18 protein-coding genes, 1 tRNA gene and 3 pseudogenes are annotated in these 23,543 nt (G+C 59.8%); 18 read left to right on the top strand and 4 right to left on the bottom strand.

From position 1 onward, the window contains the following. Positions 1-547 precede the first annotated feature (547 nt). From NKI08_RS20230 to NKI08_RS34705, 3 genes and pseudogenes are all read left to right on the top strand, one after another. Positions 548-1,876, top strand: a complete 1,329-nt coding sequence (locus tag NKI08_RS20230; protein ID WP_352494958.1) for a dicarboxylate/amino acid:cation symporter — start codon at positions 548-550, stop codon at positions 1,874-1,876. 302 nt (positions 1,877-2,178) lie between these two features. Next, positions 2,179-3,210 (top strand): LacI family DNA-binding transcriptional regulator, encoded by a 1,032-nt coding sequence (locus tag NKI08_RS20225; protein WP_352542066.1) that lies wholly within the window; start codon positions 2,179-2,181, stop codon positions 3,208-3,210. A 445-nt stretch (positions 3,211-3,655) separates the two neighbouring features. Further along, positions 3,656-3,893: pseudogene (locus NKI08_RS34705) on the top strand (IS1634 family transposase); the annotation flags it as partial. A gap of 116 nt (positions 3,894-4,009) precedes the next feature. Here NKI08_RS34705 and NKI08_RS20220 read toward each other — a convergent pair. Then, positions 4,010-4,939: a LysR family transcriptional regulator gene (locus NKI08_RS20220; protein ID WP_352494956.1), complete on the bottom strand. Its 930-nt coding sequence runs from the start codon at positions 4,937-4,939 to the stop codon at positions 4,010-4,012. A gap of 269 nt (positions 4,940-5,208) precedes the next feature. Here NKI08_RS20220 and NKI08_RS20215 point away from each other — a divergent pair, with 269 nt between their 5' ends. The 13 genes and pseudogenes from NKI08_RS20215 (at position 5,209) to NKI08_RS20155 (ending at position 18,825) form a co-directional block, all read left to right on the top strand. Further along, positions 5,209-5,802: a NodA family N-acyltransferase gene (locus tag NKI08_RS20215; RefSeq protein ID WP_352483781.1), complete on the top strand. Its 594-nt coding sequence runs from the start codon at positions 5,209-5,211 to the stop codon at positions 5,800-5,802. Further along, positions 5,799-6,458 carry a chitooligosaccharide deacetylase NodB gene (gene nodB / locus NKI08_RS20210; protein ID WP_352466666.1) on the top strand — a complete coding sequence of 220 codons (660 nt, stop codon included), beginning with the start codon at positions 5,799-5,801 and terminating at the stop codon, positions 6,456-6,458. Before NKI08_RS20215 ends, nodB begins: the two co-directional genes overlap by 4 nt. A 14-nt stretch (positions 6,459-6,472) precedes the next feature. After that, positions 6,473-7,798 (top strand): chitooligosaccharide synthase NodC, encoded by a 1,326-nt coding sequence (gene nodC / locus NKI08_RS20205; protein ID WP_352494955.1) that lies wholly within the window; start codon positions 6,473-6,475, stop codon positions 7,796-7,798. Positions 7,799-7,878: 80 nt separating this feature from the next. Next, complete coding sequence (gene nodS, locus NKI08_RS20200; RefSeq protein ID WP_031194123.1) at positions 7,879-8,475, top strand: nodulation methyltransferase NodS; 597 nt, start codon at positions 7,879-7,881, stop codon at positions 8,473-8,475. A gap of 35 nt (positions 8,476-8,510) precedes the next feature. After that, positions 8,511-8,756 (top strand): annotated as a pseudogene (locus NKI08_RS20195) (carbamoyltransferase N-terminal domain-containing protein); the annotation flags it as partial. Positions 8,757-8,799: 43 nt separating this feature from the next. After that, entirely contained in the window at positions 8,800-9,711 is a 912-nt protein-coding gene (gene nodI, locus NKI08_RS20190) for a nodulation factor ABC transporter ATP-binding protein NodI (protein ID WP_023719311.1), read from the top strand. A gap of 3 nt (positions 9,712-9,714) precedes the next feature. Next, complete coding sequence (locus NKI08_RS20185; RefSeq protein ID WP_352483783.1) at positions 9,715-10,503, top strand: ABC transporter permease; 789 nt, start codon at positions 9,715-9,717, stop codon at positions 10,501-10,503. Between the two features lie 67 nt (positions 10,504-10,570). Then, positions 10,571-11,533 (top strand): LysR family transcriptional regulator, encoded by a 963-nt coding sequence (locus tag NKI08_RS20180; protein WP_352516375.1) that lies wholly within the window; start codon positions 10,571-10,573, stop codon positions 11,531-11,533. 8 nt (positions 11,534-11,541) lie between these two features. Then, positions 11,542-11,804 (top strand): annotated as a pseudogene (locus NKI08_RS20175) (hypothetical protein); the annotation flags it as partial. Between the two features lie 891 nt (positions 11,805-12,695). Then, positions 12,696-13,487 carry a calcium-binding protein gene (locus NKI08_RS20170; protein ID WP_352483785.1) on the top strand — a complete coding sequence of 264 codons (792 nt, stop codon included), beginning with the start codon at positions 12,696-12,698 and terminating at the stop codon, positions 13,485-13,487. Between the two features lie 386 nt (positions 13,488-13,873). Further along, positions 13,874-15,646, top strand: a complete 1,773-nt coding sequence (locus tag NKI08_RS20165) for a type I secretion system permease/ATPase (RefSeq protein ID WP_352771818.1) — start codon at positions 13,874-13,876, stop codon at positions 15,644-15,646. Then, on the top strand, positions 15,624-16,937 hold the full coding sequence (locus NKI08_RS20160; protein ID WP_352566043.1) for an HlyD family type I secretion periplasmic adaptor subunit: 1,314 nt from the start codon (positions 15,624-15,626) through the stop codon (positions 16,935-16,937). Before NKI08_RS20165 ends, NKI08_RS20160 begins: the two co-directional genes overlap by 23 nt. A 670-nt stretch (positions 16,938-17,607) precedes the next feature. Then, on the top strand, positions 17,608-18,825 hold the full coding sequence (locus NKI08_RS20155; RefSeq protein ID WP_352771707.1) for a tyrosine-type recombinase/integrase: 1,218 nt from the start codon (positions 17,608-17,610) through the stop codon (positions 18,823-18,825). Positions 18,826-18,846: 21 nt separating this feature from the next. Here NKI08_RS20155 and NKI08_RS20150 read toward each other — a convergent pair. Next, positions 18,847-18,922: transfer RNA gene (locus NKI08_RS20150), tRNA-Ile, on the bottom strand. Positions 18,923-19,106: 184 nt separating this feature from the next. On the opposite strand from NKI08_RS20150, the gene NKI08_RS20145 reads away from it, so the two are divergent. Then, a complete protein-coding gene (locus tag NKI08_RS20145) occupies positions 19,107-19,817 on the top strand; it encodes an SIMPL domain-containing protein (protein ID WP_352472400.1) in 711 nt (236 codons plus the stop codon). Positions 19,818-19,949: 132 nt separating this feature from the next. On the opposite strand, the gene NKI08_RS20140 is transcribed toward NKI08_RS20145, so the two are convergent. Both NKI08_RS20140 and NKI08_RS20135 read right to left on the bottom strand, forming a co-directional pair. Beyond that, a complete protein-coding gene (locus NKI08_RS20140) occupies positions 19,950-20,309 on the bottom strand; it encodes a hypothetical protein (RefSeq protein ID WP_352637442.1) in 360 nt (119 codons plus the stop codon). Positions 20,310-20,534: 225 nt separating this feature from the next. Continuing rightward, complete coding sequence (locus NKI08_RS20135) at positions 20,535-20,981, bottom strand: YcgN family cysteine cluster protein (protein WP_023678278.1); 447 nt, start codon at positions 20,979-20,981, stop codon at positions 20,535-20,537. A 235-nt stretch (positions 20,982-21,216) separates the two neighbouring features. Here NKI08_RS20135 and NKI08_RS34700 point away from each other — a divergent pair, with 235 nt between their 5' ends. Beyond that, positions 21,217-23,463 (top strand): OmpA family protein, encoded by a 2,247-nt coding sequence (locus NKI08_RS34700; protein WP_502899651.1) that lies wholly within the window; start codon positions 21,217-21,219, stop codon positions 23,461-23,463. Positions 23,464-23,543 lie beyond the last annotated feature (80 nt).

Raw genomic sequence — 23,543 nt, 5'->3', positions numbered from 1 at the left:
GGTCGCGGCAACCGCCATTTCCTCGATATTGATGACGGAGATAAGGCGGCGGCATCGCGTGTGAAGGCGCGAAGCTGGCGGTCGAGCGCGGCTTTTTCGGCGGTGCTCGGAACTTCTGAACCGCATCGTCGCGGTCAGCACCAGCGGCGTCAATCCCTACGTCTCGACGTCGCTTTCAAGCTGTCGCTGCAGCGGCAGCGCGGCAAAGAACACGGCAATTCTCCGCTCTGGTGCCAGCGATGCGGCCCTTCCCAAAGTCGGCAAACCGAGGAGCCCACCACGATGTGCAGCAAAACCGCAAGCCAGAGAGATCGACCGGCAATCTGCCGGAGAACATCAAGCGCGTGCTGGACGGCGGCCTTGTCATTCCCGTCTTGTGCCACCGCATTCATCCCATCATTGGCGAGCCAACGTCAGTTCAGGTCATGCGGATCCATTTGGCATGGGTATTGCGGCGGCGTTGGTGCAGCGTTCGACCGGAGCGCCGCGATAGGGAGAAGCCCGGGAGAAGTCACGCCACCTCGATCCGGTCAGGGAGAGAGAAACAGTGTCAGCTGCACAAGTCCGCGGCGCGAGTCCCGCGCCCCGCAAACCCTTCTATGCCAAGCTTTACGCGCAGGTGCTTGCCGCCATCGCCCTCGGCGTCGCAATTGGCTATTTCTATCCGGGGACCGGCGAGAGCCTGAAGCCGCTGGGTGATGCCTTCATCAAGCTGGTCAAGATGATCATCGCGCCTGTCATCTTCCTGACAATTGCGACCGGCATTGCCGGCATGAACGATCTTCACAAGGTCGGCCGGGTCGCCGGCAAGGCAATGGTCTATTTCCTCACCTTCTCGACGCTCGCGCTGATCGTCGGCCTGATCGTCGCCAATGTCGTCCAGCCTGGCGCCGGCCTCAACATCGATCCGGCCTCGCTCGATGTCCAGGCCGTGAATACCTATGCCGCAAAGGCCCACGAGCAGTCGGTCACCGGCTTCCTGATGAACATCATCCCGCCAACGATTGTCGGTGCCTTCGCGGAAGGCGACATCCTGCAGGTGCTGTTCTTCTCGGTTCTGTTCGGCATGGCGCTCGCGATGGCCGGAGAGACGGGCAAGCCTGTCGTTTCCTTCCTACAGGCGCTCATCGCGCCTGTCTTCAAGCTCGTCGGCATTCTCATGAAAGCCGCGCCGATCGGCGCCTTCGGCGCAATGGCCTTCACCATCGGTAGATATGGCATCGGTTCGGTCGTCAACCTCGCGATGCTGGTCGCGACGTTTTATTTCACCGCCTTCCTCTTCGTGTTCGGGGTTCTCGGCGCGGTCTGCCGCTACAACGGCTTTTCGATCTGTTCTCTCATTCGCTACATCAAGGAAGAGCTGCTGCTTGTCCTCGCAACGTCCTCCTCGGAGGCCGCGCTCCCCTCGCTCATGCAGAAGATGGAGAAGGCGGGCGCCAGGCGTTCGGTTGTGGGTCTCGTCATCCCGGCCGGATATTCGTTCAATCTGGACGGCACGAATATCTACATGACCCTGGCGGCCCTCTTCATCGCGCAGGCGACGAACACGGATCTGTCAATCGGCGATCAGGTGCTGCTGCTGCTCGTTGCGATGCTTTCCTCTAAGGGCGCTGCAGGTGTAACAGGTGCGGGCTTCATCACCCTGGCTGCTACGCTCGCCGTAATTCCGAGTGTTCCCGTTGCTGGGATGGCACTGATACTCGGCATCGACCGCTTCATGTCCGAATGCCGGGCGCTGACGAATTGCGTTGGTAACGCAGTGGCATCCCTCGTCGTCGCCCGCTGGGAAGGAGAATTGGACCAAGCCCAGATGAAAGCCGCCTTCTGCGGTCATCAGCTTGCCGAGGCACCAAACCGGCTACCCCCCGCCCAGTAAGGGCGACGCACCGCGACCGGTTTCGCCAAGCTGGTCACATGACCTGAACGATCGACTCGCAGGCTCTAAACGGCGCCTCACGGACCATGTATCAGAAGCGCTAAATGTGTGAGTGCAAATCATCGCCGCCCTAAGCGAATGAACCTTCCGTTATACCCGGCCGGTCTACGTCTGGAGTAGCCCAATACGCTGTCGATCATTCAGTATGCGGGCGTCTTCACTTTGCCCACCCGAAAGCATTGTCGAATCGCGCTAGGTGACAGAGAGCCAGCCTGCGTCAAAAACCAATCAGAATAGGACCCATGACCAAGCGCCCCACAATTACCGATCTCGCCCGCGAAGCCCGAGTCAGCGTAGCAACGGTCGATCGGGTTCTGAACGCCCGCCATCCGGTGCGCGAGGAGACCGCGCGGCGGGTCCACGACGCCGCCCACGCGATCGGCTATCATGCTGCCGGGCTCATCAAGCAGCGCTTGCGGCGAGACCTACCGTGCTACCGTCTGGGCTTCATCTTGAGAAAACCGGCCCAGCATTTCTACCAAGACTTTGCGCGCGAGGTCGAAGCGTCGGTCAATTTGGCCCAGTCCTTCCACGGCATTCCGCTCATCCAATTCGCCCCGTCACATATGCCGAACGACCTAATCGCACCGCTCAAGGATTTGGGCGCACGCTGCCATGCGATCGCGATGGTGGCACCGGACCACCCAAAAATTACAGCAGCGGTTGAGGACCTCAAGGCCAAAGGCATTCCGGTTTTCTCGCTGCTTTCCGACTTCGCCGCCGGCGTGCGACAGGGCTATATCGGCCTCAACAACCGCAAGGTGGGGCGCACGGCCGCTTGGATGGTGTCCAAGGTCGCAAAACGGCCCGGCAAGGTGGCGGTGTTTGTCGGTAGCCATCGTTTCCAGGGGCACGAGCTCCGTGACGTCGGCTTTCGCTCCTATTGCCGTGAGAACGCGCCGACGTTCGAGGTGCTCGATCCGCTTGTGAACCTGGAGAAACGGCAGGTCACCTACGAGGCAACGCTTGATCTCATGCAGCGGGAACCCGAGCTCGTCGGCTTCTATGTCGCCGGGGGCGGCATGGAGGGCGCCATCTCCGCGGTCCGGGAAGAGGGTAAAAGTCGCGATCTCGTCGCGATCGTGAATGAAATCACGCCGGAATCTCGGGCGGCACTCGCTGATAACATCATCACGATGGCGGTCGCCACGCCAATGCGCCGGCTTTCCCAGGAGCTGATAACGCTGATGACGCGGGCTATCGAGACCGGCACTGCTGAAACACCAGGACAGACATTTCTGCCGTTCGACATCCATCTGCCGGAAAATATATGAAACTGATGGCTTCTATCGTAAGCGGGGAGTTTCCTTTCATGAATGAGAGAAAGTTGATTGATTATCCCATCCACGCGGGGTAGCCGCACCCCACAGGCCTCAGCCGCGGCCCAGCATGAAGCGCCGATTGGGTGAACGGATCGGCCGCGCGTTCAGCCCGAAGCGCGAGGTAAATTGCCTACATCCGCAGCGTCGACCTCGACCGGCTTCATTGCCAACATCTCGACGTTGTCGGTGCAGGGCGGTGTCGTCAAGGATGCCTCACGCCAGTAGCCGAGCGAGGCCGGCACAGTCCATTGGTATCGACCTCGTCGACCGCCATCTCCTCGCCTGGCCGCGTGAAAAGCCGCGGCATGGCCGGCAAAGTTGGCATTTGAGTGGGGCTAAACACCTTCTGGGACTTCGCACGCGAAATCGGAGGCGGCAGTCAATTCAGTACCAACCCGGACATGTGTTCTGCTCGTTCCTGGCCCTCGTACTCAGCAAGGAACTGCGCCGCTCTACCGGGCCAAAGGCCTGACGCCCGAATGGCAACCGCTCCTACGCGATCGCGACCGCCTCCAGGAAGCCACCATCGAAAAGGATGCTCGCGTCGTCACCACCACGTCACGGCCAAAGTGGGCAACGTTTTGAAGGCAGCTGGCATCGCTCTGCCACACAACCTGGACGAACAACTCGCCTGAGATCACCCCCAAAACGTAGTGGTAACACGCGCCGGAGCGCGCCTAACATGCTGATTAATGACATATTCTTGCGGGCGGTGTTTAACTGCCAGGTCGGATGGTCGTGCCCGAGACGCTCAATAGCTTTCAGGCAAAGGCGCCAGGCGAGATGCCTCCTGCAACATCATTTCCCGCATCCACAGGCTTGCCGGATCAGTGTTGTGAAGCGCAGGCCATTGGACGGCCTCCGTGAATGCGGGATGAGGAAGTGGCGGCGGAAGTCCGACAATCCGCAGGGGTGTTGTTTTTGCGAAATGCTGCGCCAGCCGTAAGGGCATGGTCCCGATGCGGTTGGTGCCTGATAGGACCGGCGCGATCAGGCTAAAGCCCTGTACGACGACCTCGATACGTCTCTCGAACCCGTGCTCGAGCAAATACCATTCCTCCATGGTGGGCTGCCGGGTGTGCCTGAATTTGAGCACGACATGCCCCATCGACAAGTATCGCTCGAATGTAAGTGGCTCTGACAGCTGCTTGTTCGTGCCGCAGCCTACGCATACGAGCATATCTTCGAACAGGGCTGCGCGAGGATGTTTCGACATGAACACTTCCGGCATAATCAGAAAATCAACGTCGCCGCGCCGGAGAAGCTCCTCGGGGTCGTCGCAAATAGGCAGACATTCGAAGCGGACGGCGGGAGCTTCCCGCGCAGTACGCTCTACGATCCTCTTAAAAAGCACGAGCGTGAGGTAATCGGAAAGCATGATTCGGAAGAGACGATCCGATTGGGCTGGGTTAAAGGCGTCGGAGGAAATAATCGATAGCTGGATGTGCAGCAATGCGTCCCGGACTGCTGGGGCAAGCCCCTCCGCGCGCGGTGTCAAAATGAGCTCGCGGCCGTTCATCGTAAATAGCTCATTGCTGAAGTAGGCGCGTAACCGAGCGACGGCGGCGCTCATGGCCGGCTGGCTCAGATTAATACTGTTGGCCGCGGCAGTGACTTTACGCTCCCTGATCAGAGCGTCCAGCACAACGAGGAGATTCAGATCCAGCCCCTTAAACCGCATATCCTGATCTATCCAGCGTGTGGATGGGCATCATCTAAACAATCAATTTTACGAATTTACGAACCATGCATTAGAGGAACGTAAATGACCGACGTCAAGCTCAAATCGACGGCGCCGCCACACGGGGGGGAACATCGAGAGAGCTCATTGGCGAGCCCCCACCGGCTGGCTCACCGTCGCTAACGACAACGGTTGAGTGCAGCCAACAACGCCGCCGCTTTGGCCGGGTAATGCGGCCCGCAAGAAACTATTTTGAAGAGAGGTCCTGAATGCGCCCTCAGGTGCAGTGGAAATTGTGCTGGGAAAACGAGTTGCAGCTCTCGGACCACGTCGAGCTCGCCCAGTTCTTTCGTAATACCTACGGGCCGACTGGGGCGTCCAACGCAGAACCGTTCGAAGGTAGTCGAAGCTGGGCCGGCGCCAGGCCTGAACTCCGCGCAATCGCCTATGATTCGAACGGTGTAGCGGCTCACATGGGCATACTGCGCCGTTTCATCAAGGTTGACGCGGTCGATCTGTTGGTGGCTGAGCTGGGCCTGTACGGGGTACGTCCGGATCTTGAGAGTCTCGGAATCGCCCATTCAATCCATGTCGTGCTTCCAATACTGCAGGAGCTTGGCGTTCCATTCGCTTTCGGAACCGTCCGGCACGCGCTGCGGAATCATGTTGAGAGGTTCGGGCGGCGATACAGCCCTTTGGCCGTCTTGTCGGGAATTCGCGTGCGCTCCACCCGACCAGAGGCGCGCCTCGACCTGCCGCCCACACGCATCGATGACGCACTCACCATTGTTCTGCCAGTTGGACGGCCGATCAGCGAATGGCCCACGGGCACGATGATCGATCGGAACGGACCAGAGCTATGAGCCGTCCCGATTGCTTGTACGAAGTGCGCCGTGAGTGCTCTGACGGCACCGGCCGTCGCAGCGTTTATCTGACGTTTGACGACGGTCCCAATCCACTTTTCACACCGGAGATTCTCGATGTGTTGGCAGAGCAGCGGGTGCCGGCGACTTTCTTCGTCATCGGCGCCTACGCCTTAGAGCACCCGGATCTAATCCAACGAATGTTTGCAGAAGGGCACGAGCTAGGCAACCACACGATGACTCATCCGGATCTGTACAAATGCGGCTTCGGCGAAGTGCAACGTGAGATTTTTGAAGCGAACGGCGCCATCATGAGGGCGTGCCCTCAGGCCTCGGTGCGCTATATTCGCGCGCCCTACGGCGCCTGGAGCGAAGAAATCTTCACAGCGTCACAGATCGCCGGGCTGACGGCCCTCCATTGGTCCGTCGACCCTCGAGATTGGTCTCGCCCTGGGGTCGACGCGATTATCGATACCGTGCTCGCCTCTGTCCGGCCGGGCGCAATCGTACTCTTGCACGACGGATGCCCTCCCGGCGAGTTGAGCCAGGGCGCTCACGCCGGTCTGCGCGACCAGACGGTCACGGCGCTGTCCCGTCTGATTCCAGCACTTCATGAGCGCGGATTTGTAATCCGCTCACTTCCTCAACATCACTGAACAAACGAGATCCCATGACTCTTCTTGGTACAACCAGCACTGTGGCCATTTCGCTTTATGCACTGCTCTCGACTGCTTATAAGAGCATGCAGGGGATTTATGCTCTGCCGACAAACGACTCATCGGCGTTGGAGGATCTCGTCGGCTCCGATCAACTGCCCAGCGTGGATGTCATCGTCCCCTGCTTCAACGAGGATCCGCGCACGCTTTCAGAGTGCCTGGCGTCCATTGCAGACCAAGAATACGCCGGAAGACTTCGGGTCTATGTGGTTGATGACGGTTCTGGAAATCGCGAAGCCGTAGGAACTGTCCACGAAACCTACGCGCGCGACCCTAGGTTCGACATCATTTTGCTTCCCGAGAATGTTGGAAAGCGCAAGGCGCAGATCGCCGCGATACGCCGCTCATCCGGGGATTTGGTGCTTAACGTTGATTCAGACACGATACTCGCGCCCGACGTCATCACCAAGCTTGTACCGAAGATGCGAGATCCAGCGGTCGGCGCAGTCATGGGTCAGTTGATTGCCAGTAACCGGAGCGAGAGCTGGCTGACAAGGCTGATAGACATGGAGTACTGGCTGGCTTGCAACGAGGAGCGCGCGGCACAGGCTCGCTTCGGTGCCGTTATGTGCTGTTGCGGCCCATGTGCCATGTACCGCCGGTCTGCGCTCCTTTTGTTACTGGACCAGTACGAGTCGCAATTTTTTCGGGGCAAGCCAAGCGACTTCGGGGAGGATCGCCATCTCACTATCCTCATGCTGAAAGCAGGCTTTCGAACCGAGTACGTTCCGGGCGCCATCGCGGCCACAGTCGTTCCGAACAGACTCGGACCGTATCTGCGCCAACAACTCCGTTGGGCACGAAGCACATTCCGGGACACGCTGCTTGGGCTGCGCTTGCTGCCCGGCCTCAATAGCTATCTCACGTTGGACGTGGTCGGACAGAATCTCGGGCCGCTACTCCTCGCCCTATCGGTACTAACGGGCCTCGCACATTTCGCACTGACAGGCACTGTGCCTTGGTGGACAGGACTGATGATTGTGTCCATGACCATGCTCCGATGCAGCGTGGTAGCATTTCGTGCTCGACAGTTTCGATTTCTGGGCTTTTCCCTGCACACGTTCATCAACATCTTTCTCTTACTTCCCTTGAAGGCCTACGCGCTGTGTACATTGAGCAATAGCGATTGGCTGTCGCGAAGCTCTGCTGTCCCTACATCGAACACTGGGGGAAAACAGGCCCCCACCCAAACTCCGATCACTGGATCAAGCAGGGCAGAATTCTCACCGCATGCGGCTCCGCTTCGCAGGCTCAATCTTGCGCGGATTCTTCGGGATTAGCGCTGTCGAGCAACATCTGCGGCGACGAGTGATCGCTAATTACCTAGGTGGACGAGAGGTGGACGAGTTTGACCCAGAACATGAATCATCAGTTGCTCGATCGGGAATTGGCCGCAGACGATCCGTGGCGCCTCGACGGCAATCCGTTCGAGCGGGAGCGCCACACGCAAATGCTCCAGCTGGCGCTTGCCCAAGGCTCCATTACAAATGCCCTCGAAGTCGGGTGCGCTGCCGGCGCATTCACGGAAAAACTAGCCCCCAACTGCCAAGGGCTCACCGTCATCGATGTCGTGGCGCAAGCGATTGCTCGAGCACGTCAACGGATAAAGGAGCCGTCGCGCATCAACTGGATAGTCTCCGATGTTCAACAGTTTTCGACCGACGAGTTGTTTGACCTGATCGTTGTGGCGGAGGTCCTATACTACCTCGAAGACATAGCCGAGATGCGCGCGGCCGTCAAAAACCTGGTGCGGGTGCTTGCGCCAGGCGGGCATCTGATCTTCGGATCGGCAAGGGATGCTAATTGCCGTCGCTGGGGTCACGCCGCTGGTGCTGAGCCGGTCATCGCCATGCTGAACGAAACGTTGATCGAGGTAGAGCGTCTTGAGTGTCGGGGCGAGTCGGTCAACGAAGACTGCTTGCTCGTCCGTTTCCGGAACCCGCTTTCCGCTTCCTGATGAATCGAATCTATCGCCGTTAACGTGGAGACACTATGCGCATCTGTGGTACCAAGCTGACCCATGATGGGGCGATCGCCCTTGTCGAGGATGGACGGCTCGTCTTCTGCGTTGAGCAGGAAAAGCGGCACAACAATCCGCGTTATCAAACCATCGATAATCTCGACGTAATTGTCGCCGCTTTGGCGGAACAGGGGCTAAATCCTTGTGATGTCGATCAGTTCGTTATCGACGGCTGGGATGGCGAAGACGAGTCACAGTTTCAGGTCCGGCAGGCAACCAAGCAACCGCCAGTCTTGGCGTCCCTCTCGGTAAAATGAACCCATGTCCATGGTAGCGATCGATCTTACTGACGTAAGCAAAACTTATGACAAGCTCGTTGTCGACAGACTGTCGTTCCGCGTTGCGGCGGGGGAATGCTTCGGGCTCTTGGGACCGAACGGTGCGGGCAAAAGCACGATTGCGCGTATGGTCCTCGGCATGACATCGCCTGATGCGGGGAAGATTACTGTGCTCGGCGCTCCAGTGCCGGCGCGCGCGCGTTTGGCACGTATGCGCATCGGCGTGGTCCCGCAGTTCGACAATCTTGATACCGCGTTCACTGTACGCGAGAACCTGTTGGTGTTCGGGCGCTACTTCCGGATGAGCAGACGCCAGATCGAAGCGGTCATACCGTCGCTGCTTGAGTTCGCCCGCCTCGAGAACAAAGCGGATGCGCGCGTCGCCGAACTGTCCGGCGGCATGAAGCGGCGCCTGACGCTCGCGCGTGCGCTGATCAATGACCCGCACTTGCTGGTGATGGACGAGCCGACCACCGGCCTCGATCCGCAGGCCCGCCACCTGATCTGGGAACGGCTGCGATCGCTGCTGGCGCGGGGCAAGACTATTCTTTTGACTACCCATTTCATGGAAGAGGCCGAGCGGCTGTGCGATCGGCTGTGCGTTATGGAGGAGGGGCGCAAGATCGCCGAAGGCCGCCCGTCCGCACTCATTGACGAGCAGATCGGCTGTGACGTGGTCGAGGTCTACGGCGGCAATCCGCATGAACTGGGTGCGCTGATCCGGCCGTACGCACAGCGCATCGAGGTGAGCGGTGAGACGCTTTTTTGCTATGCACCCGATCCGGAGCAGGTGCTGGTGCAGCTACGCGGGCGCGCCGGTCTGCGCCTTCTGCAGCGTCCCCCCAATCTCGAGGATGTGTTCTTGCGGCTAACCGGGCGCGAGATGGAGGACTGAACAATGGGCGAACGTTATGCGGCGGCCATGCCCGCCAATGCGTGGAATTGGGTCGCGGTTTGGCGCCGCAACTATCTTGGATGGAAGAAAATCGGGCTTGCATCGGTTCTCGGCAACCTCGCCGATCCGATGATCTATCTGTTCGGTCTCGGCTTTGGCATCGGAACAATGATAGGTCCTGTTGAGGGCACTTCGTACATTGCGTTTCTCGCGGCTGGCATGGTTGCCACAAGCGCGATGGCATCGGCGACTGCTGAAACGGTTTACGGGAGTTTCGGCCGCATGGACAACCAGCGCACCTGGGAAGGAATGCTATGCACTCAGCTGACGCTCGGCGATATCTTACTCGGCGAATTGGCGTGGGCAGCCACCAAGGCCCTGATGGCGGGCACAGCAATCACTATTGTTGCCACCACGCTCGGCTACACATCGTGGCCATCCATCCTCTGCTTGCTGCCAGTCATCGCTCTCAGTGGCCTCGCCTTCGCGAGTCTAGCGATGGTCGTCACGGCGCTTGCGCCCAGTTATGAATATTTCATATTTTATAATACGCTTGTTGTAACACCCATGCTGTTCCTTTGCGGCGCGATGTTTCCGGTCAACCAATTGCCCGGCGCTTTTCAGGACGTCGCCTCCTTGTTGCCGCTCGCACATGCAATTGACCTCATTCGTCCGGCGATGCTTGGCCGTCCGGCCGGCAGCATGGGCCTGCATATCGGCGCCCTTTGCATATACACGGTTTTGCCGTTCTTCCTATCGGTTGCTCTATTTCGTCGTCGGCTGATGCGTTGACGCTACTTACCATTCGTAAAATTGATTCTTTGGGCGATACCCATCCACGCGTCGGATAGGTCAATACATGCGTTTTAAGGGACTCGATCTAAATCTCCTGGTTGTGCTGGACGCTTTGATCAGGGAGCGTAAAGTCACCGCCGCGGCCCGCAGTATTAACCTGAGTCAGCCGGCCATGAGCGCCGCCGTCGGTCGGTTACGCGCCTATTTCAGCGATGAGCTATTTACGATGAACGGCCGCGAACTCATTTTGACACCGCGCGCGGAGGGGCTCGCCACAGCAGTCCGGGAGGCATTGCTGCACATCCAGCTGTCGATTATTTCCTGGGACGCCTTTAACCCGGCCCGATCGGATCGTCGCTTCCGCATCATCCTTTCCGATTACCTCACACTCGTATTTTTTAAGAAGATCGTAAAGCGTGCTGCGCGGGAAGCTCCCGCCGTCCGCTTCGAATGTCTGCTTATTTCCGACGACCCCGAGGAGCTTCTCCGGCGCGGCGACGTTGATTTTCTGATTATGCCGGAAGTGTTCATGTCGAAACATCCTCGCGCAGCCCTGTTCGAAGATATGCTCGTATGCGTAGGCTGCGGCACGAACAAGCAGCTGTCAGAGCCACTTACATTCGACCGATACTTGTCGATGGGGCAGGTTGTGCTTAAATTCGGGGACACCCGGCAGCCCTCCATCGAGGAATGGTATTTGCTCGAGAACGGTTTCGAGAGACGTATCGAGGTCGTCGTACAGGGCTTTAGCATGATCCCGCCCCTTCTATCAGGCACCAACCGCATCGGGACAATGCCCTTACGGCTGGCGCAGCATTTCGCAAAATTAACACCCCTGCGGATTGTCGAACTTCCGCCGCCACTTCCTGCCGCATTCACGGAGGCCGTCCAATGGCCTGCGCTTCACAATAATGATCCGGCAAGCCTATGGATGCGGGAAATGATGTTGCAGGAGGCATCTCGTATGATTACCCCGCCTAAGAGCACCGGACGTCTCAGTTGTCGGCCGACGACCCCTCGGTTATGAGAGGAGGCATGGATGGCGATTGGGATTGGGCGATTCCTGCATTGTCGAGAACGATGCAGGGAGAGCAGATCCTTCAGCCTGAAGAGGTGGCAGCGATGCTGCCGCTGCATGAGCTTGGCTGGGGAACCGACGGGCGAACGAATTCGGGTGCGCTCGCAACACGGTGCCTCGGTATCTAAGCGAGGGCGGGACTGTTCCGTTTCGCAAGCCTGTGCGGCCGACCGCGTTTGACGGACTGGACGATTGGCTGCGGGAGCGCTTCTTCCCCCATGGCTCGGGCTGGATGACGATCTCGACCCGCTCCAGATGCGCCGGGAACGCCTTGCGCGGTCGCGCAGCACGTCGCGGCTCGCCTGTCGGTCTTGCGGCCTCGAGCTCGGACTCAATCGCGCCGAGCCCGGTCTGGATTTCGAAGGCGAAGGCCTGCTAGGCACGTTCGAGCTTCTCGGAGCTGCGACCGAAGCGGCGCGCTCCAGCTGCTTGACGATCCCATGAAGGTCGGCGATCCTCTCCTGGGCACGCTCGTTGAGTGTCGCCATCCGGACGATCTCGGCCTTGAGTGTTTCGCTCCGGAGTTGTTGCAGTTCGGCCTTCTCCGCCGCCATGGCGACGAACATCGCCTTGAGCGTATCGATTTCGTGGGGACGGGCCGAAGCGCTTCTCATCATGACGCCGACAGAAGCTTATTGTGCACGGCCTGAAGCCCGCCTTTTGCGCCTGAGTCACTTCGCCACCGCCTTCCGGCCGGACGCCGTCGCCGTTCGGCTCGAACGCGTGTCCAGTCCATGCCTTCGACGAGCGCCATCAGTTTCGGCGCGGCAAGCCGATCACGCCGTTCTCCGCCAGCGGAACTTGTCCTCGTCCAGCGCTCACGGTGCGGGTATGCCGGCGTCGAGCAAACAGAGAGAAGTTTGGGGCCCAACCAGGACGGCCCCGTTACGAAGTTCGTCCTAGTCCCGGTTTGAGTGTCGAATCTTCATCGATTGCTTGGGCGACCAGCGTCCCCGCCGCCAGCGAGCCCGCAACTGCTCAGCAGAAGGGCGAAGTGAACGTGAATGCATCCATTTCGTAAATGTGTGTCTATCCAAGCAATCGATTTCTCTAATTATCCGATGAGCAATATGAACGCGTCAGGCAGGGTGCATCATTAGGAGTATTTTCGATGGCAAAGATTATCGAGGGTGGCCCGGGTGCCGAAACACTCATCGGCACCGAGCTTGACGATTGGATGGAGGGTTTCCAGGGCGGTGACTGGATTGACGGTCGTGGCGGCAACGACGAGATCTCGGGTGGCCCGGACAGTGACCGACTCATCGGCGGCAAGGGTAACGACCGCATCTTCGGCGGAGATGGCTGGGACGATCTCTCCGGCGACAACGGCCGCTTCAACCCGCGCGTCTCCGGTGAGGACAATGACAGGCTCAGCGGCGGTCCCGGCCAGGATGTCCTCTACGTGGGTGACGGCCAGGACACGTTGACCGGGGGCACCGACAGTGACACGTTCGTGTTCCAGTTCCACAATCCGGTGCCTGGGGTTGTCGGGTCGAAGTCGGACATTACCACTATCACCGATTTCAACCCGGCGGAGGACAAGTTCGCCTTCGATGCGGTGGGCCTCTACAATGACGGTTTTGGCGCGAACTTCGTCAACAACGCCAGCATACAGTCCGGCTACCCGGTGAGCAGCTTCTACAGTGGTGCGGCCTCAGGTGCGAACGGCGAACACGTCGTGGTAATCACTGGCGAATCTTTCAACTCTGCTTCTGAAGCCGCGAGTGCGATCTCCGGCGAGCACGCCGGCGACATCATTGTCTACCAAAGCAGCTACACCGACAGAGTCGCAACTCTGGCCTATGTCACCGCCGACAACAACGCGCATGAATTCGTCCACCTGGGCGGTGTGGTCACCGTGGCCGACCTAGGCCTGACCGCGTCGGACTTCACCTTCGTTTGATCCAGAAAACCCATGCGGAACAGCGCCCCGCCCCCCTGGGCGGGCGCTTTCCGTCTCCGCTACTTGCGATGGGCCGGGGCGCCCGGGAGCAGTCGCAGCGTGTACAGCTTGACGAAGCCCTGCACGTCGCGCTGGTCGTACACCGAAATCTCCCTGAACGCGTGGAGGCGGAAGCCTGTTCGGGCCCTTGCGGCCGGCCACGATGACGTTGCCCTTCCAAACCTTCAGCCGGACGGTGTTGTTGTTGACCCGCTCCATTAGATGCCAAACCAAACATATTCGGCGGGAGCACTGATCCTGAATCAGCGAGTCGGTTGCCGCTCGGGGAGCAATATAGGGAGCTGGGTCGCCAGATCCTCACGGAGACCTACGTGAGTAACCATTCCTTGAAGGATTCAGCTTTGAGACCTTTCCCTCTGACTTCCGCTATTTGGGGAATTCTGTTGATCAGCGGCGTGGTCAACGTGCTTGCGCTGATCTCGCCGCTGTTCATGCTTCAGGTCTACGACCGCGTTCTGGCAAGTGGCAGCGTATCGACGCTAGTGGGGCTCGTCGTGCTTGCTGCAGGGCTTTATGCGTTCCAATGCCTGCTCGACGTTTTGCGCGCCCGCGTGCTGCTGCGGATTGGCGAGCGTTTCGATGAACAGTTTTCCGGACGCGTTCACGATGCGATCGTTCGCCTTCCGCTTTTAACGCGCATGCCGGGCGACGGCTTGCAGCCGCTTCGCGACCTCGACAATATTCGCGGATTCTTAGGTGGAAACGGTCCGACAGCGTTCTTCGATCTGCCATGGATGCTGCTTTATCTTGCCATTTGCTTCCTCCTTCATTTCTGGATCGGCATGACGGCACTTATCGGGGCGATCGGTCTCACATCTCTGACACTTCTTACCAACACTCTCTCGCAACGGCCGATACGCGAGACCATTGCCCACGACATGGTGCGCAATGGCCTACTGCAAGCAGCGCGTTGCAATGCCGAGGTCGTGCAAGCTCTCGGTCTCGGAAAGCGGATCGCTGCCCGATGGCACAAGGCCAATGCCGAGTATCTGGCCGCCAACCGGAAAGCTGGGGACGTGGCAGGTGGGCTGGGTGGCATTGCAAAGTCGTTGCGCGTGCTGCTGCAATCGGCCATTCTTGCCGTCGGCGCGTACCTTGTCATCAGGCAGGAGGCTACGGCCGGGGTCATGATTGCCAGTTCGATCATGATGGGGCGTGCGCTGGCTCCGGTCGATCTGGCCATTTCAAGCTGGAAACCCTTCCTCATGGCGCGCCAGGGTTGGGCGCGGCTGGAGGACCTCCTGGGAAAGGTTCCTGAAACCGCTCCTGTTATGCCAATGCCTGCACCTGAACGCGAACTCCGCCTCGAAGGCGTGACAATCGTTCCGCCCGGCGAAAGGAAGCCGACCGTGACCGGCCTTGCGTTTGCCGTTCAGGCGGGAAGCGCACTCGGGATCATCGGTGCATCGGGTTCGGGCAAGTCGACACTCTCGCGCGCCATCGTCGGCGCATGGACGCCGGTCGCCGGAAAGGTTCGCATCGACAGCGCAAGCCTCGATCAATGGGACCGGGAAGCGCTAGGCCGTCATATCGGCTATTTGCCGCAAGGTGTTGAACTGTTCGACGGCACCATTGCCGAAAACATCGCTCGTTTTGAAGATAATCCTGACCCTGAGGCTATTGTCACCGCGGCGAAAGCAGCGGGCACGCACGAACTGATCCTCCGATTTGAGCACGGCTACGAAACTCCGATTGGTGAGGCCGGATCGGCACTTTCCGCCGGGCAGCGCCAGCGTATCGGTCTTGCCCGTGCTCTTTATCGAGACCCTTTCCTTGTTGTGCTGGATGAACCCAATGCCAATCTCGATGCGGAAGGCGAGGCTGCGGTCGTCAAGGCGATCGCCTCCGTGCGCGGGCGCAAGGGCATTGCGGTTGTCGTCGCCCATCGGCCGAGCGCCATCCGCGCCGTGGATTTTGTGTTGGTCATGGAAGGTGGACGGCAGCGAGCATTCGGTGCGCGTGATGAAGCGCTTTCCAAAGTCTTGAAGAGGGCAGCGATGGCACCAGGCGCTGGCGTCAAGGCCATCGAGTCTACACAGGATAACGTGGGAGAGCGCGCTGACATGGAGAATCCCGGTGGCCGGCATTCATCAGAATAATGACGTTTCCAGCTCCATTCGCCGGCACCTGGTGGCGGGCCTTCTGGCGAGCGTGATCTTTGTTGGAGGAGCCGGAGCCTGGGCGGCCTTCACGAATCTCTCCGGTGCGGTTGTCGCGTCCGGACACTTTGTCGTCGATTCCTATGTGAAGAAGGTGCAGCACCCGACCGGCGGGGTGGTGGGAGAAATCCTGGTGAGCGAAGGTGATAAAGTAAAAGCCGGCGACATCCTCATGCGGCTCGACGCCACCCAGACGCGCGCCACTCTCGCTGTAGTCACCAAGCGGCTCGATGAGCTGGCCGCCAACCTGGCACGACTCGAAGCTGAGCGTGACGATCTGGCGGAGATCGCCTTCCCGGACTGGCTGCTCGCCCGCAGAGATGTTCCGGACGTAGCTTCGGCAGTACATGGCGAGACGCGGCTGTTCGAATTCCGCAGACAATCCCGCGACGGAAGGCAGGCGCAGCTAGCGGAACGCATCACTCAATATGAGCACGAGATCGAGGGGCTCAAGGCGCAGGAAATCGCTTCTGAGAAAAGCACCGAGATTCTCCAAAAGGAAATTGCTGCCCTGAGTGGGCTGCGCGACCAAGGCATTGTCTCGGACCAACGCTTGAACAGCCTGAAGACGCAGGTTGCCACTTTCGGCGGCGAACGCGGTGAGAAGATTGCACATCAGGCACAGACGGCAGCCCGCATAGCCGAAACGCGCCTCCAGATCCTGCAGATCGATCCGGATTTCAAGACGGAAGTCGGCCAGGAGCTCAGAGAGGTTCAGGCGCAGGTTGGGGAGTATGTTGAGCGCAAGGTGGCGGCTGAACAGGAACTGCGACGGATCGATATTGTCGCGCCGCAGTCAGGCGCCATTCAACAACTCGCAGTTCATACGGTCGGAGGAGTGATCACGCCCGCCGATCCGATTATGCTAATCGTGCCGGAAGGCGACGATCTTGCGCTTGAAGCACGAATCACCCCGAAGGACATCGACCAAATCCAGCTTGGTCACAAGGCCGTGCTGCGGATGTCAGCCTTCAATCTGAGGACCACGCCGGTATTGAACGGATATGTCAGCCGGATCGCAGCCGATCTGGCGACGGACGAAAAAAACGGCGTTTCGTATTACCTGGTGCGTCTGTCGGTTCCGCATGCGGAACTGACGAAGCTCAAGGACCTGACGCTCGTGCCCGGCATGCCGGCCGAAGCGATGATCCAGACGGGCGAGCGTACGGCGCTTTCTTATTTTGTGAAGCCGCTGTCGGACCAAATCAGTCGCGCATTCCATGAGGAATGAAAGTAATCCACAGAAATATTTTGTTTGTATTCTTGTTGGTTGTTACGCATGCATGAGAGTCATAACCGTCTGAAAACACAGCCATGCTTTCCTCAGTTGGATTCCGCCTCTGACTCAGATTCGTGGTTCCGCGGTCATTTTGCCCTTCCAAGTCGCCGACCATTCAGTTCTTGGCCTCGAGCGCATTAAGATACCCATCATCGTACACAAAGGCTGGAAAAGAGTCCGGTGTCTTGAGCGATCCTAGGTCTGGAGACCTAGGGTGAGCCTGCAAGCACAGGGCCAGGAAATGATTGAGCGTCTGCAATATTCGGACAGGTACATAGGAAGACAGGCAGGCGTCAAAAACGCGCTTTCAACGCGCTAAACCGATGCTACGCACCCCGAGCGTCTTGCCGCCCTCGCTCCCGCCGGTAGGAATCAATCGCGAGCAGGCTGCGACGTTCATCGGCGTAAGCTCAACGACCTTTGATGAAATGGTCCAGGACGGCCGGATGCCGCAGCCACGAATGCCGAGCAAGGGGCGCATTGTTTGGGACGTCGAGGAACTTGTATTGGCCTTTCGAAAGCTCCCTCACCGCCAAATCGGAGGAGCACCAAAGCTTGACGAAGATTCGCCGCCACTAGACAATCCTTGGGATCGAAAACCACGAACATGACGGATGAGCCCGTGAAAATCGATCTTAAGGGCGTAGTGAAGGACACTGATCGCCACGGCAATGATCGGTACTATTTTCGCGCACCGGGTCGGAAGAAGGTCCGGCTCCGTGAACCGACCGGCAGCGACGAGTTCCTCGAGGAACTGCGCTGCGCACGCGCCGAGGTCTCTTATGTTCGGCCCGGCACTCTTCCCGAGATTTGCCGGCGCCTCCCCAAGCCTTCCGAGCCAGCGAAGAAAGGCACGTTACTGTGGCTTTGCCAGGAGTATTACCGTCGGGGCGGCACGGAAATCACCCAAGACACTATGGCGCGCCGACGAGCAATTCTGGAGCGCGTATGCGAATTACCTCATCCCCTCGAAGGTGAGCCGGATCCTCAGTATCCCACCAAGGGATCTCTGCCATTCGCCGGTATGAAAAGGTCTCATGTTAAGGAGATCAGGGACACCAGGCTCGACGCCCTTGGCGCCGCAAACAATATCGTAAAAGCCATCAGCGCGATGTTTGAGTGGGCAAAGGACACAGAGATTCCGGGCGTCGACTTCAATCCCGCCCGCGGCATCAGACGGCTGAAGAGCGGCGACGGCTGGCACACATGGGACTTGTCGGAGATCGTTCAATATGAGAAGCGGCATCCGCTGGGTACCGCAGCCAGACGTGCGCTCTCGATCTTCATGTTTACTGGCCTGCGGTTGTCGGACGTCGCGATCTTCGGTCGACAGCACATCACGCTCGTCTACAACGAGGAGACCGAGCAGTGGGAGAAGTGGATCAGAATTAAGCCTGGGAAGACCAGTCGTAACAAGGATGCGGTGTTGGTGGAGCTCCCGCTTCTGCCCGAACTAGAGGCGGAACTTGAGCACACGCCGTCAGACCAGATGACATTCCTGGTCAATGAATATGGTCGCCCGTTCTCGGAGAACGGTCTGGGCAACAAGATGCGCCAGTGGTGTGACCAAGCTGAGCTGCCGCACTGCAGTGCTCATGGAATTCGGAAGGCCGGCGCGACGATCGCCGCTGAGAACGGCGCGACGCACGAGCAGCTGAAGGCGATATATGGGTGGACTACGTACCAGCAGCCCGACCACTACATCAAGAAAGCGCGTCGCCGGAAGGTAGCGAGAGCGGCGAAATACCTGCTGGTTATCGATCGAAAAGAGAACAAAATTGTCCCACTTTCTGAGGGGGTTGAAAGAGGTGGGACAAAAATGGCCAAAAAATCCAATTAAATCAACGGCCACAAAAGCCAATGGTGGGCCCGGAGGGACTCGAACCCCCAACCAAGCGGTTATGAGCCGCCGGCTCTAACCATTGAGCTACAGGCCCCACGGCGCTGGATTAGTGTTTTTCCCTGAACCGCACAAGGCTTTCCGAGGGCTTTCCGAGCAGGCGTTCCAAGGGGGCTGGCAGGGATCGCCCAAATCAGCCCATATTGATAACCTATTGCACGTCGCCCATTGGACGCCGGCCAACACTCGGCTGTCTTGGGATCCCAGATCGAGGAGATTTCATGACCAGACGTATTTTGCCCCTGGCGATTGCCGCCGCAATCGCATTTCCGGCGATCGCGGCCGCCGCCGATTCGCCACCGCCGCCGCGTATCGTCGTCACCGGTGAAGGCGAGGCGGCGATAGCACCCGATCTGGCTCTGCTGACGCTCAGCGTCATGCGCGAAGCCAAGACGGCACGTGCAGCGCTCGATGCCAATAACGACGCCATGGCCGCGGTGATCGCTGCCATGAAATCGTCCGGCATCAAGGAGCGCGACCTGCAGACAGCGGGCATCCAGATCAATCCGCGTTATAACTACACCAACAAGCCCGACGGCAGCCAGGAGGCCGAGCTTGTCGCCTATCAGGTGACCAACACGCTTTCGGTGCGCGTCCGCGACATCGACAAGACCGGCGACATTCTCGACAAGGCGGTGTCGCTCGGCGTCAACCAGGGCGGCGGCATCTCCTTCTCCAACGACGATCCGGCGGCAGCCGTCACCGAGGCGCGCAAGAAGGCCGTCGCCAATGCCATGGCCAAGGCCAAGACGCTGGCCGAAGCGGCCGGCGTCGGCATCGGCCGGGTCCTGGAAATCACCGACCAGAATTTCGCACCACCGCCGATGCCGATCAACGCCAAGGCATTCGATGCCGCCGGCGCGTCGGTCCCGGTGCAAGCCGGCGAGAATTCCTATACCGCACAGGTGACGGTGACTTTCGAATTGAAATGATCATCGCTTGCAGCATGAAAAAACCCCGGAGGATCGATCCTCCGGGGTTTTTTGAGCCGCGCTTTCCGTCCTGGCGGAAAGGGCTCCGCTACTCTACCGGCTGCAAGTCAGCCGGCCGCAAGCCCGAAGACCTTAGCGATAGATGATCGGACAGCCGCGCTCGTTGGCGAATACGATTACGACGCGGTCGCCATACTGGCGGCCGGCGACCTTGACCGTGCGGCGGTTGATGTCGATGATGCGGGCGCGGTGCAGGCCCATGCGTTCGGCCTTGTCAATGGCACGCTCCGGCGAACAGGACCGGCGCCAGCCGCCATGACGGCGGTGTTCGCGATAGTAACCATCATCTTCGTCGCCGGTATAGACGCCGACGCGCGGATCCTGGTTGTTGCCGAAGCCGAGATAGATGCTGTCAGCATGAGCGGGGATGGCAGCAAGCGTGCCAAGGCCGACAAGTGCCGAAAGAGCAACCGTCTTGATGGTATTGAACATTGTCTTCTCTCCTTGTTTGAGGGTTTCCACCCGTTTTCGTCAAACCTATGCGAGGAGAATGCACCCGCCTGTCTGAATTTTTTGCGAACCGGCCATTCATCCCCCGTTCATGCGGCAAGAATGGGCCAGCCGTTAGTCTGTCCGTTTCTGGAACCGTTCTATGCAGGGCAGATGGGGAACGTACCCTTTTGCCATGGTTCCCGGTCTTCGTTACCGCAGGAAATCCTAAGGCTCGTCCGCGAGCATATGGTCGAAATAGTCGTCCGGCTCGGCAAGGTCGGTCTCGCTGGCGCTGACCCGGCCGCGCATCGAGATGCCGGCCTCGTGCACGGTCTCGTCGCTTCCCGACACCAGCCTGTGCCACCAATAGAGATCGCGGCCCTCGGCCACCAGCCGGTAAGCGCAGGTCTTGGGCAGCCAGCTGATGGTGCGCACGTTCTGCGGCGTCAGCCCGACGCAATCCGGAACACGCGCCAGCCGGTTGGCATAGTCGGAGCAGCGGCAGCTTCCAGCGTCGAACAGCCGGCAGCCGACGCTGGTCCAGTAGATCTCTCCGGTGTCCTCGTCTTCGAGTTTCGACAGGCAGCACTTGCCACAACCGTCGCAGAGTGATTCCCACTCGGCCGGGGTCATCGCCTCGAGCGTCTTGGTCTTCCAGAACGGCTTTTCCATCGTCGGCATGTGGCCCCCGGACGCTTCAAGGTCAAGCACGGCAACCGTGCACCCTCGTCCGAACGATACGCCGGGACCATACGCCGGAACATACGCCAGGACCATACGAATGACATGAAGTCGCCTTCAAAACGCCGGTCAATCGCCCTGTGCCACAGCTAGAACCTACAAACAGGAACCAAACATGGTTGCTGAAAGTTTGGGCAGGGATGGGACGCCACAAGGAGTGTTTATGATGAAACGCCAACCACGGATTCTGGCAGGCACGGCGCTTGGCCTGTTGATGGCGTCCGCGCCGCTAGGCGCGTTCCCGCTGCAAGGCAATGCCGCACTCGGCCCCGTGCAACGCACCGCAGCGCCGCTCATCCCAGTGCAATCGAGTTGCGCCGAGGGCGAGTCGGCGGAGGCCTGCGCGCAGAGCCAGCAGGCAGAGCAGCCCAGAAAGAAGAAGCGCGACCAGCAGCAGCAAACGGAATCCGCTCCGGCCGAGCAGGCGGCTCCGGCCGAGTCCGAGCAACCCCGCAAGAAGCGGCGCAATCAGCAGCAGCAAACAGAATCCGCTCCGGCCGAGCAGATCGCTCCAGCCGAGTCCGAGCAACCCCGCAAGAAGCGGCGCAATCAGCAGCAGCAAACAGAATCCGCTCCGGCCGAGCAGATCGCTCCAGCCGAGTCCGAGCAACCCCGCAAGAAGCGGCGCAATCAGCAGCAGCAAACAGAATCCGCTCCGGCCGAGCAGATCGCTCCGGCCGAGACCGAGCAACCCCGCAAGAAGCGGCGCAATCAGCAGCAGCAAACAGAATCCGCTCCGGCCGAGCAGATCGCTCCGGCCGAGACCGAGCAGCCCCGCAAGAAGCGGCGCAATCAGCAGCAGATCGAAGCGGCCCCATCGGAACAACCGGCCGAGCAGGCAGCGCCGGCAAACGACAACCAGCCCAACGTCAATCCGCGCAAGAAGAAGCAAAAACAGAACCAGCAGATCGAGGCTGCCCCGGCAGAACAGGCTCCGACTGTCGAGCCCGGACAAAAGCCGGGCAAGCGCAAGAAGCCTGCTGAATTGACCGGACCCGCCACGGAGGCGGAAGGCCAGCCGGCGCCGACCAATAAGGAAGCGACCCCACAGGCCCAACCGGCTCCGACCGAGCAGCAGGCCGCTCCCGTCCCGGGCGAACAGCCCCAGGACAAGATCAAGAAACGTGGCAAGAGGCCTGTCGGCGAACAGCCGGTGACAGGAGAGCAACAGCCCTCGACCGGCGAACAGCCTTCGACTGGCCAGGCCGCGCCGGTCCAGGGGGAAAATCCGGTCCAGGGTGAAGCCCAGGCCAATCCGAACGAGGCACCTGTTCTGGACAGCCAGAAGGATGTCTTGCGCAAGCGCAAGGGTGGCAAGGAGCGCGGCCAAAATGCCGGTAAGCGGCAGGGCAACCAGCCCGCCCAGCAGGGCGAGAACCAGGTGGAAGCCCCGAAGCCGGCTCCGGTCGATCAGGGGCCGCCACCCACCGACGACCGGGCAGCCCAGCGGGAGATCAAGCCTGAAAAAATCGTTCCGGTGACCGAGGAAAAAGGCAAGCGCGTCGAGCGTGCGCCGGACATCGAGGATGTTCGTCGTCGTCCGCGCCCCCAGGGTGCCAACGTCGTCAGGGAATTCGGCGACCGCGTTATCCTCCAGTTCAACAACCAGACGTTCGTCGAAAGCAGCGATGCACCGCGCATGCACCGCGGCGCCAGGAATGTCTATTATGAGGACCTGTCGGGCGATCGCACCCGGGAAATAGTCGAGCGTGACAATGGTGTCCGGATCGTCACCATCCGCAATCGCTACGGCGACGTCATCCAGCGTTCACGCATCGCGCCCGACGGCCGCGAATATGTGCTGAGCTATGTCGACGAGCGGAACTATGACGATGATGCAGACTGGCGCGACCCGGGCGACGACCTGCCGCCGATGCGCCTTACCATCCCGCAAGAGGAATACATTCTGGATTCCGAAGAGGTCGAGGATCCGGACGACTACTACACCTTCCTCGAACGGCCGCCGGTCGAGAGGGTCCAGCGCCTCTATTCGATCGACGAGGTCAAGCGCTCGGCCCGCGTGCGCGACATCGCCCGCCGCATCGACCTCGACACGCTCAACTTCGAATTCGGTTCGGCCTCGATTTCCGACACCGAGGTCCAGAAGCTGGAGGGTGTTGCCAACGCCATGGACAAGCTGCTGAAGAAAAACCCGGCCGAGAGCTTCCTGATCGAGGGCCATACCGACGCTGTCGGCACACCGGAAGCGAACCTTGCTCTGTCCGACCGCCGCGCCGAGGCGGTCGCCGAAGCCTTGACCAACGCCTTTGGCATCCCGCCGGAGAACCTGACGACGCAGGGCTATGGCGAGGAGTATCTCAAGGTCAACACGTCGGGACCCAACCGCGAGAACCGCCGCGTCGCCATCCGCCGGATTACCCCCCTGGTAGCGCCTGTGGCCAGCGCCCAATAAACCGCAATGTGAACCGCGCGATTTGATCAACCATTGAATCGCGCGGTCATCAATCTTGAAACGCGCGGTTACCCATCCCA

This window comes from Mesorhizobium sp. M0768 (assembly GCF_040320195.1).
Classification (GTDB): Bacteria; Pseudomonadota; Alphaproteobacteria; order Rhizobiales; family Rhizobiaceae; genus Mesorhizobium.
This window is presented reverse-complemented; position numbering and strand designations above follow the sequence as displayed.

Bases quoted from the DNA above. Each gene is read 5' to 3' on its own strand.
- NKI08_RS20225 (WP_352542066.1), top strand. From the start codon at position 2,179: ATGACCAAGCGCCCCACAATTACCGATCTCGCCCGCGAAGCCCGAGTC.
- NKI08_RS20220 (WP_352494956.1), bottom strand. From the start codon at position 4,939: ATGCGGTTTAAGGGGCTGGATCTGAATCTCCTCGTTGTGCTGGACGCT.
- NKI08_RS20215 (WP_352483781.1), top strand. From the start codon at position 5,209: ATGCGCCCTCAGGTGCAGTGGAAATTGTGCTGGGAAAACGAGTTGCAG.
- nodB (WP_352466666.1), top strand. From the start codon at position 5,799: ATGAGCCGTCCCGATTGCTTGTACGAAGTGCGCCGTGAGTGCTCTGAC.
- nodC (WP_352494955.1), top strand. From the start codon at position 6,473: ATGACTCTTCTTGGTACAACCAGCACTGTGGCCATTTCGCTTTATGCA.
- nodS (WP_031194123.1), top strand. From the start codon at position 7,879: ATGAATCATCAGTTGCTCGATCGGGAATTGGCCGCAGACGATCCGTGG.
- nodI (WP_023719311.1), top strand. From the start codon at position 8,800: ATGTCCATGGTAGCGATCGATCTTACTGACGTAAGCAAAACTTATGAC.
- NKI08_RS20185 (WP_352483783.1), top strand. From the start codon at position 9,715: ATGGGCGAACGTTATGCGGCGGCCATGCCCGCCAATGCGTGGAATTGG.
- NKI08_RS20180 (WP_352516375.1), top strand. From the start codon at position 10,571: ATGCGTTTTAAGGGACTCGATCTAAATCTCCTGGTTGTGCTGGACGCT.
- NKI08_RS20170 (WP_352483785.1), top strand. From the start codon at position 12,696: ATGGCAAAGATTATCGAGGGTGGCCCGGGTGCCGAAACACTCATCGGC.
- NKI08_RS20145 (WP_352472400.1), top strand. From the start codon at position 19,107: ATGACCAGACGTATTTTGCCCCTGGCGATTGCCGCCGCAATCGCATTT.
- NKI08_RS20140 (WP_352637442.1), bottom strand. From the start codon at position 20,309: ATGTTCAATACCATCAAGACGGTTGCTCTTTCGGCACTTGTCGGCCTT.
- NKI08_RS20135 (WP_023678278.1), bottom strand. From the start codon at position 20,981: ATGGAAAAGCCGTTCTGGAAGACCAAGACGCTCGAGGCGATGACCCCG.
- NKI08_RS34700 (WP_502899651.1), top strand. From the start codon at position 21,217: ATGAAACGCCAACCACGGATTCTGGCAGGCACGGCGCTTGGCCTGTTG.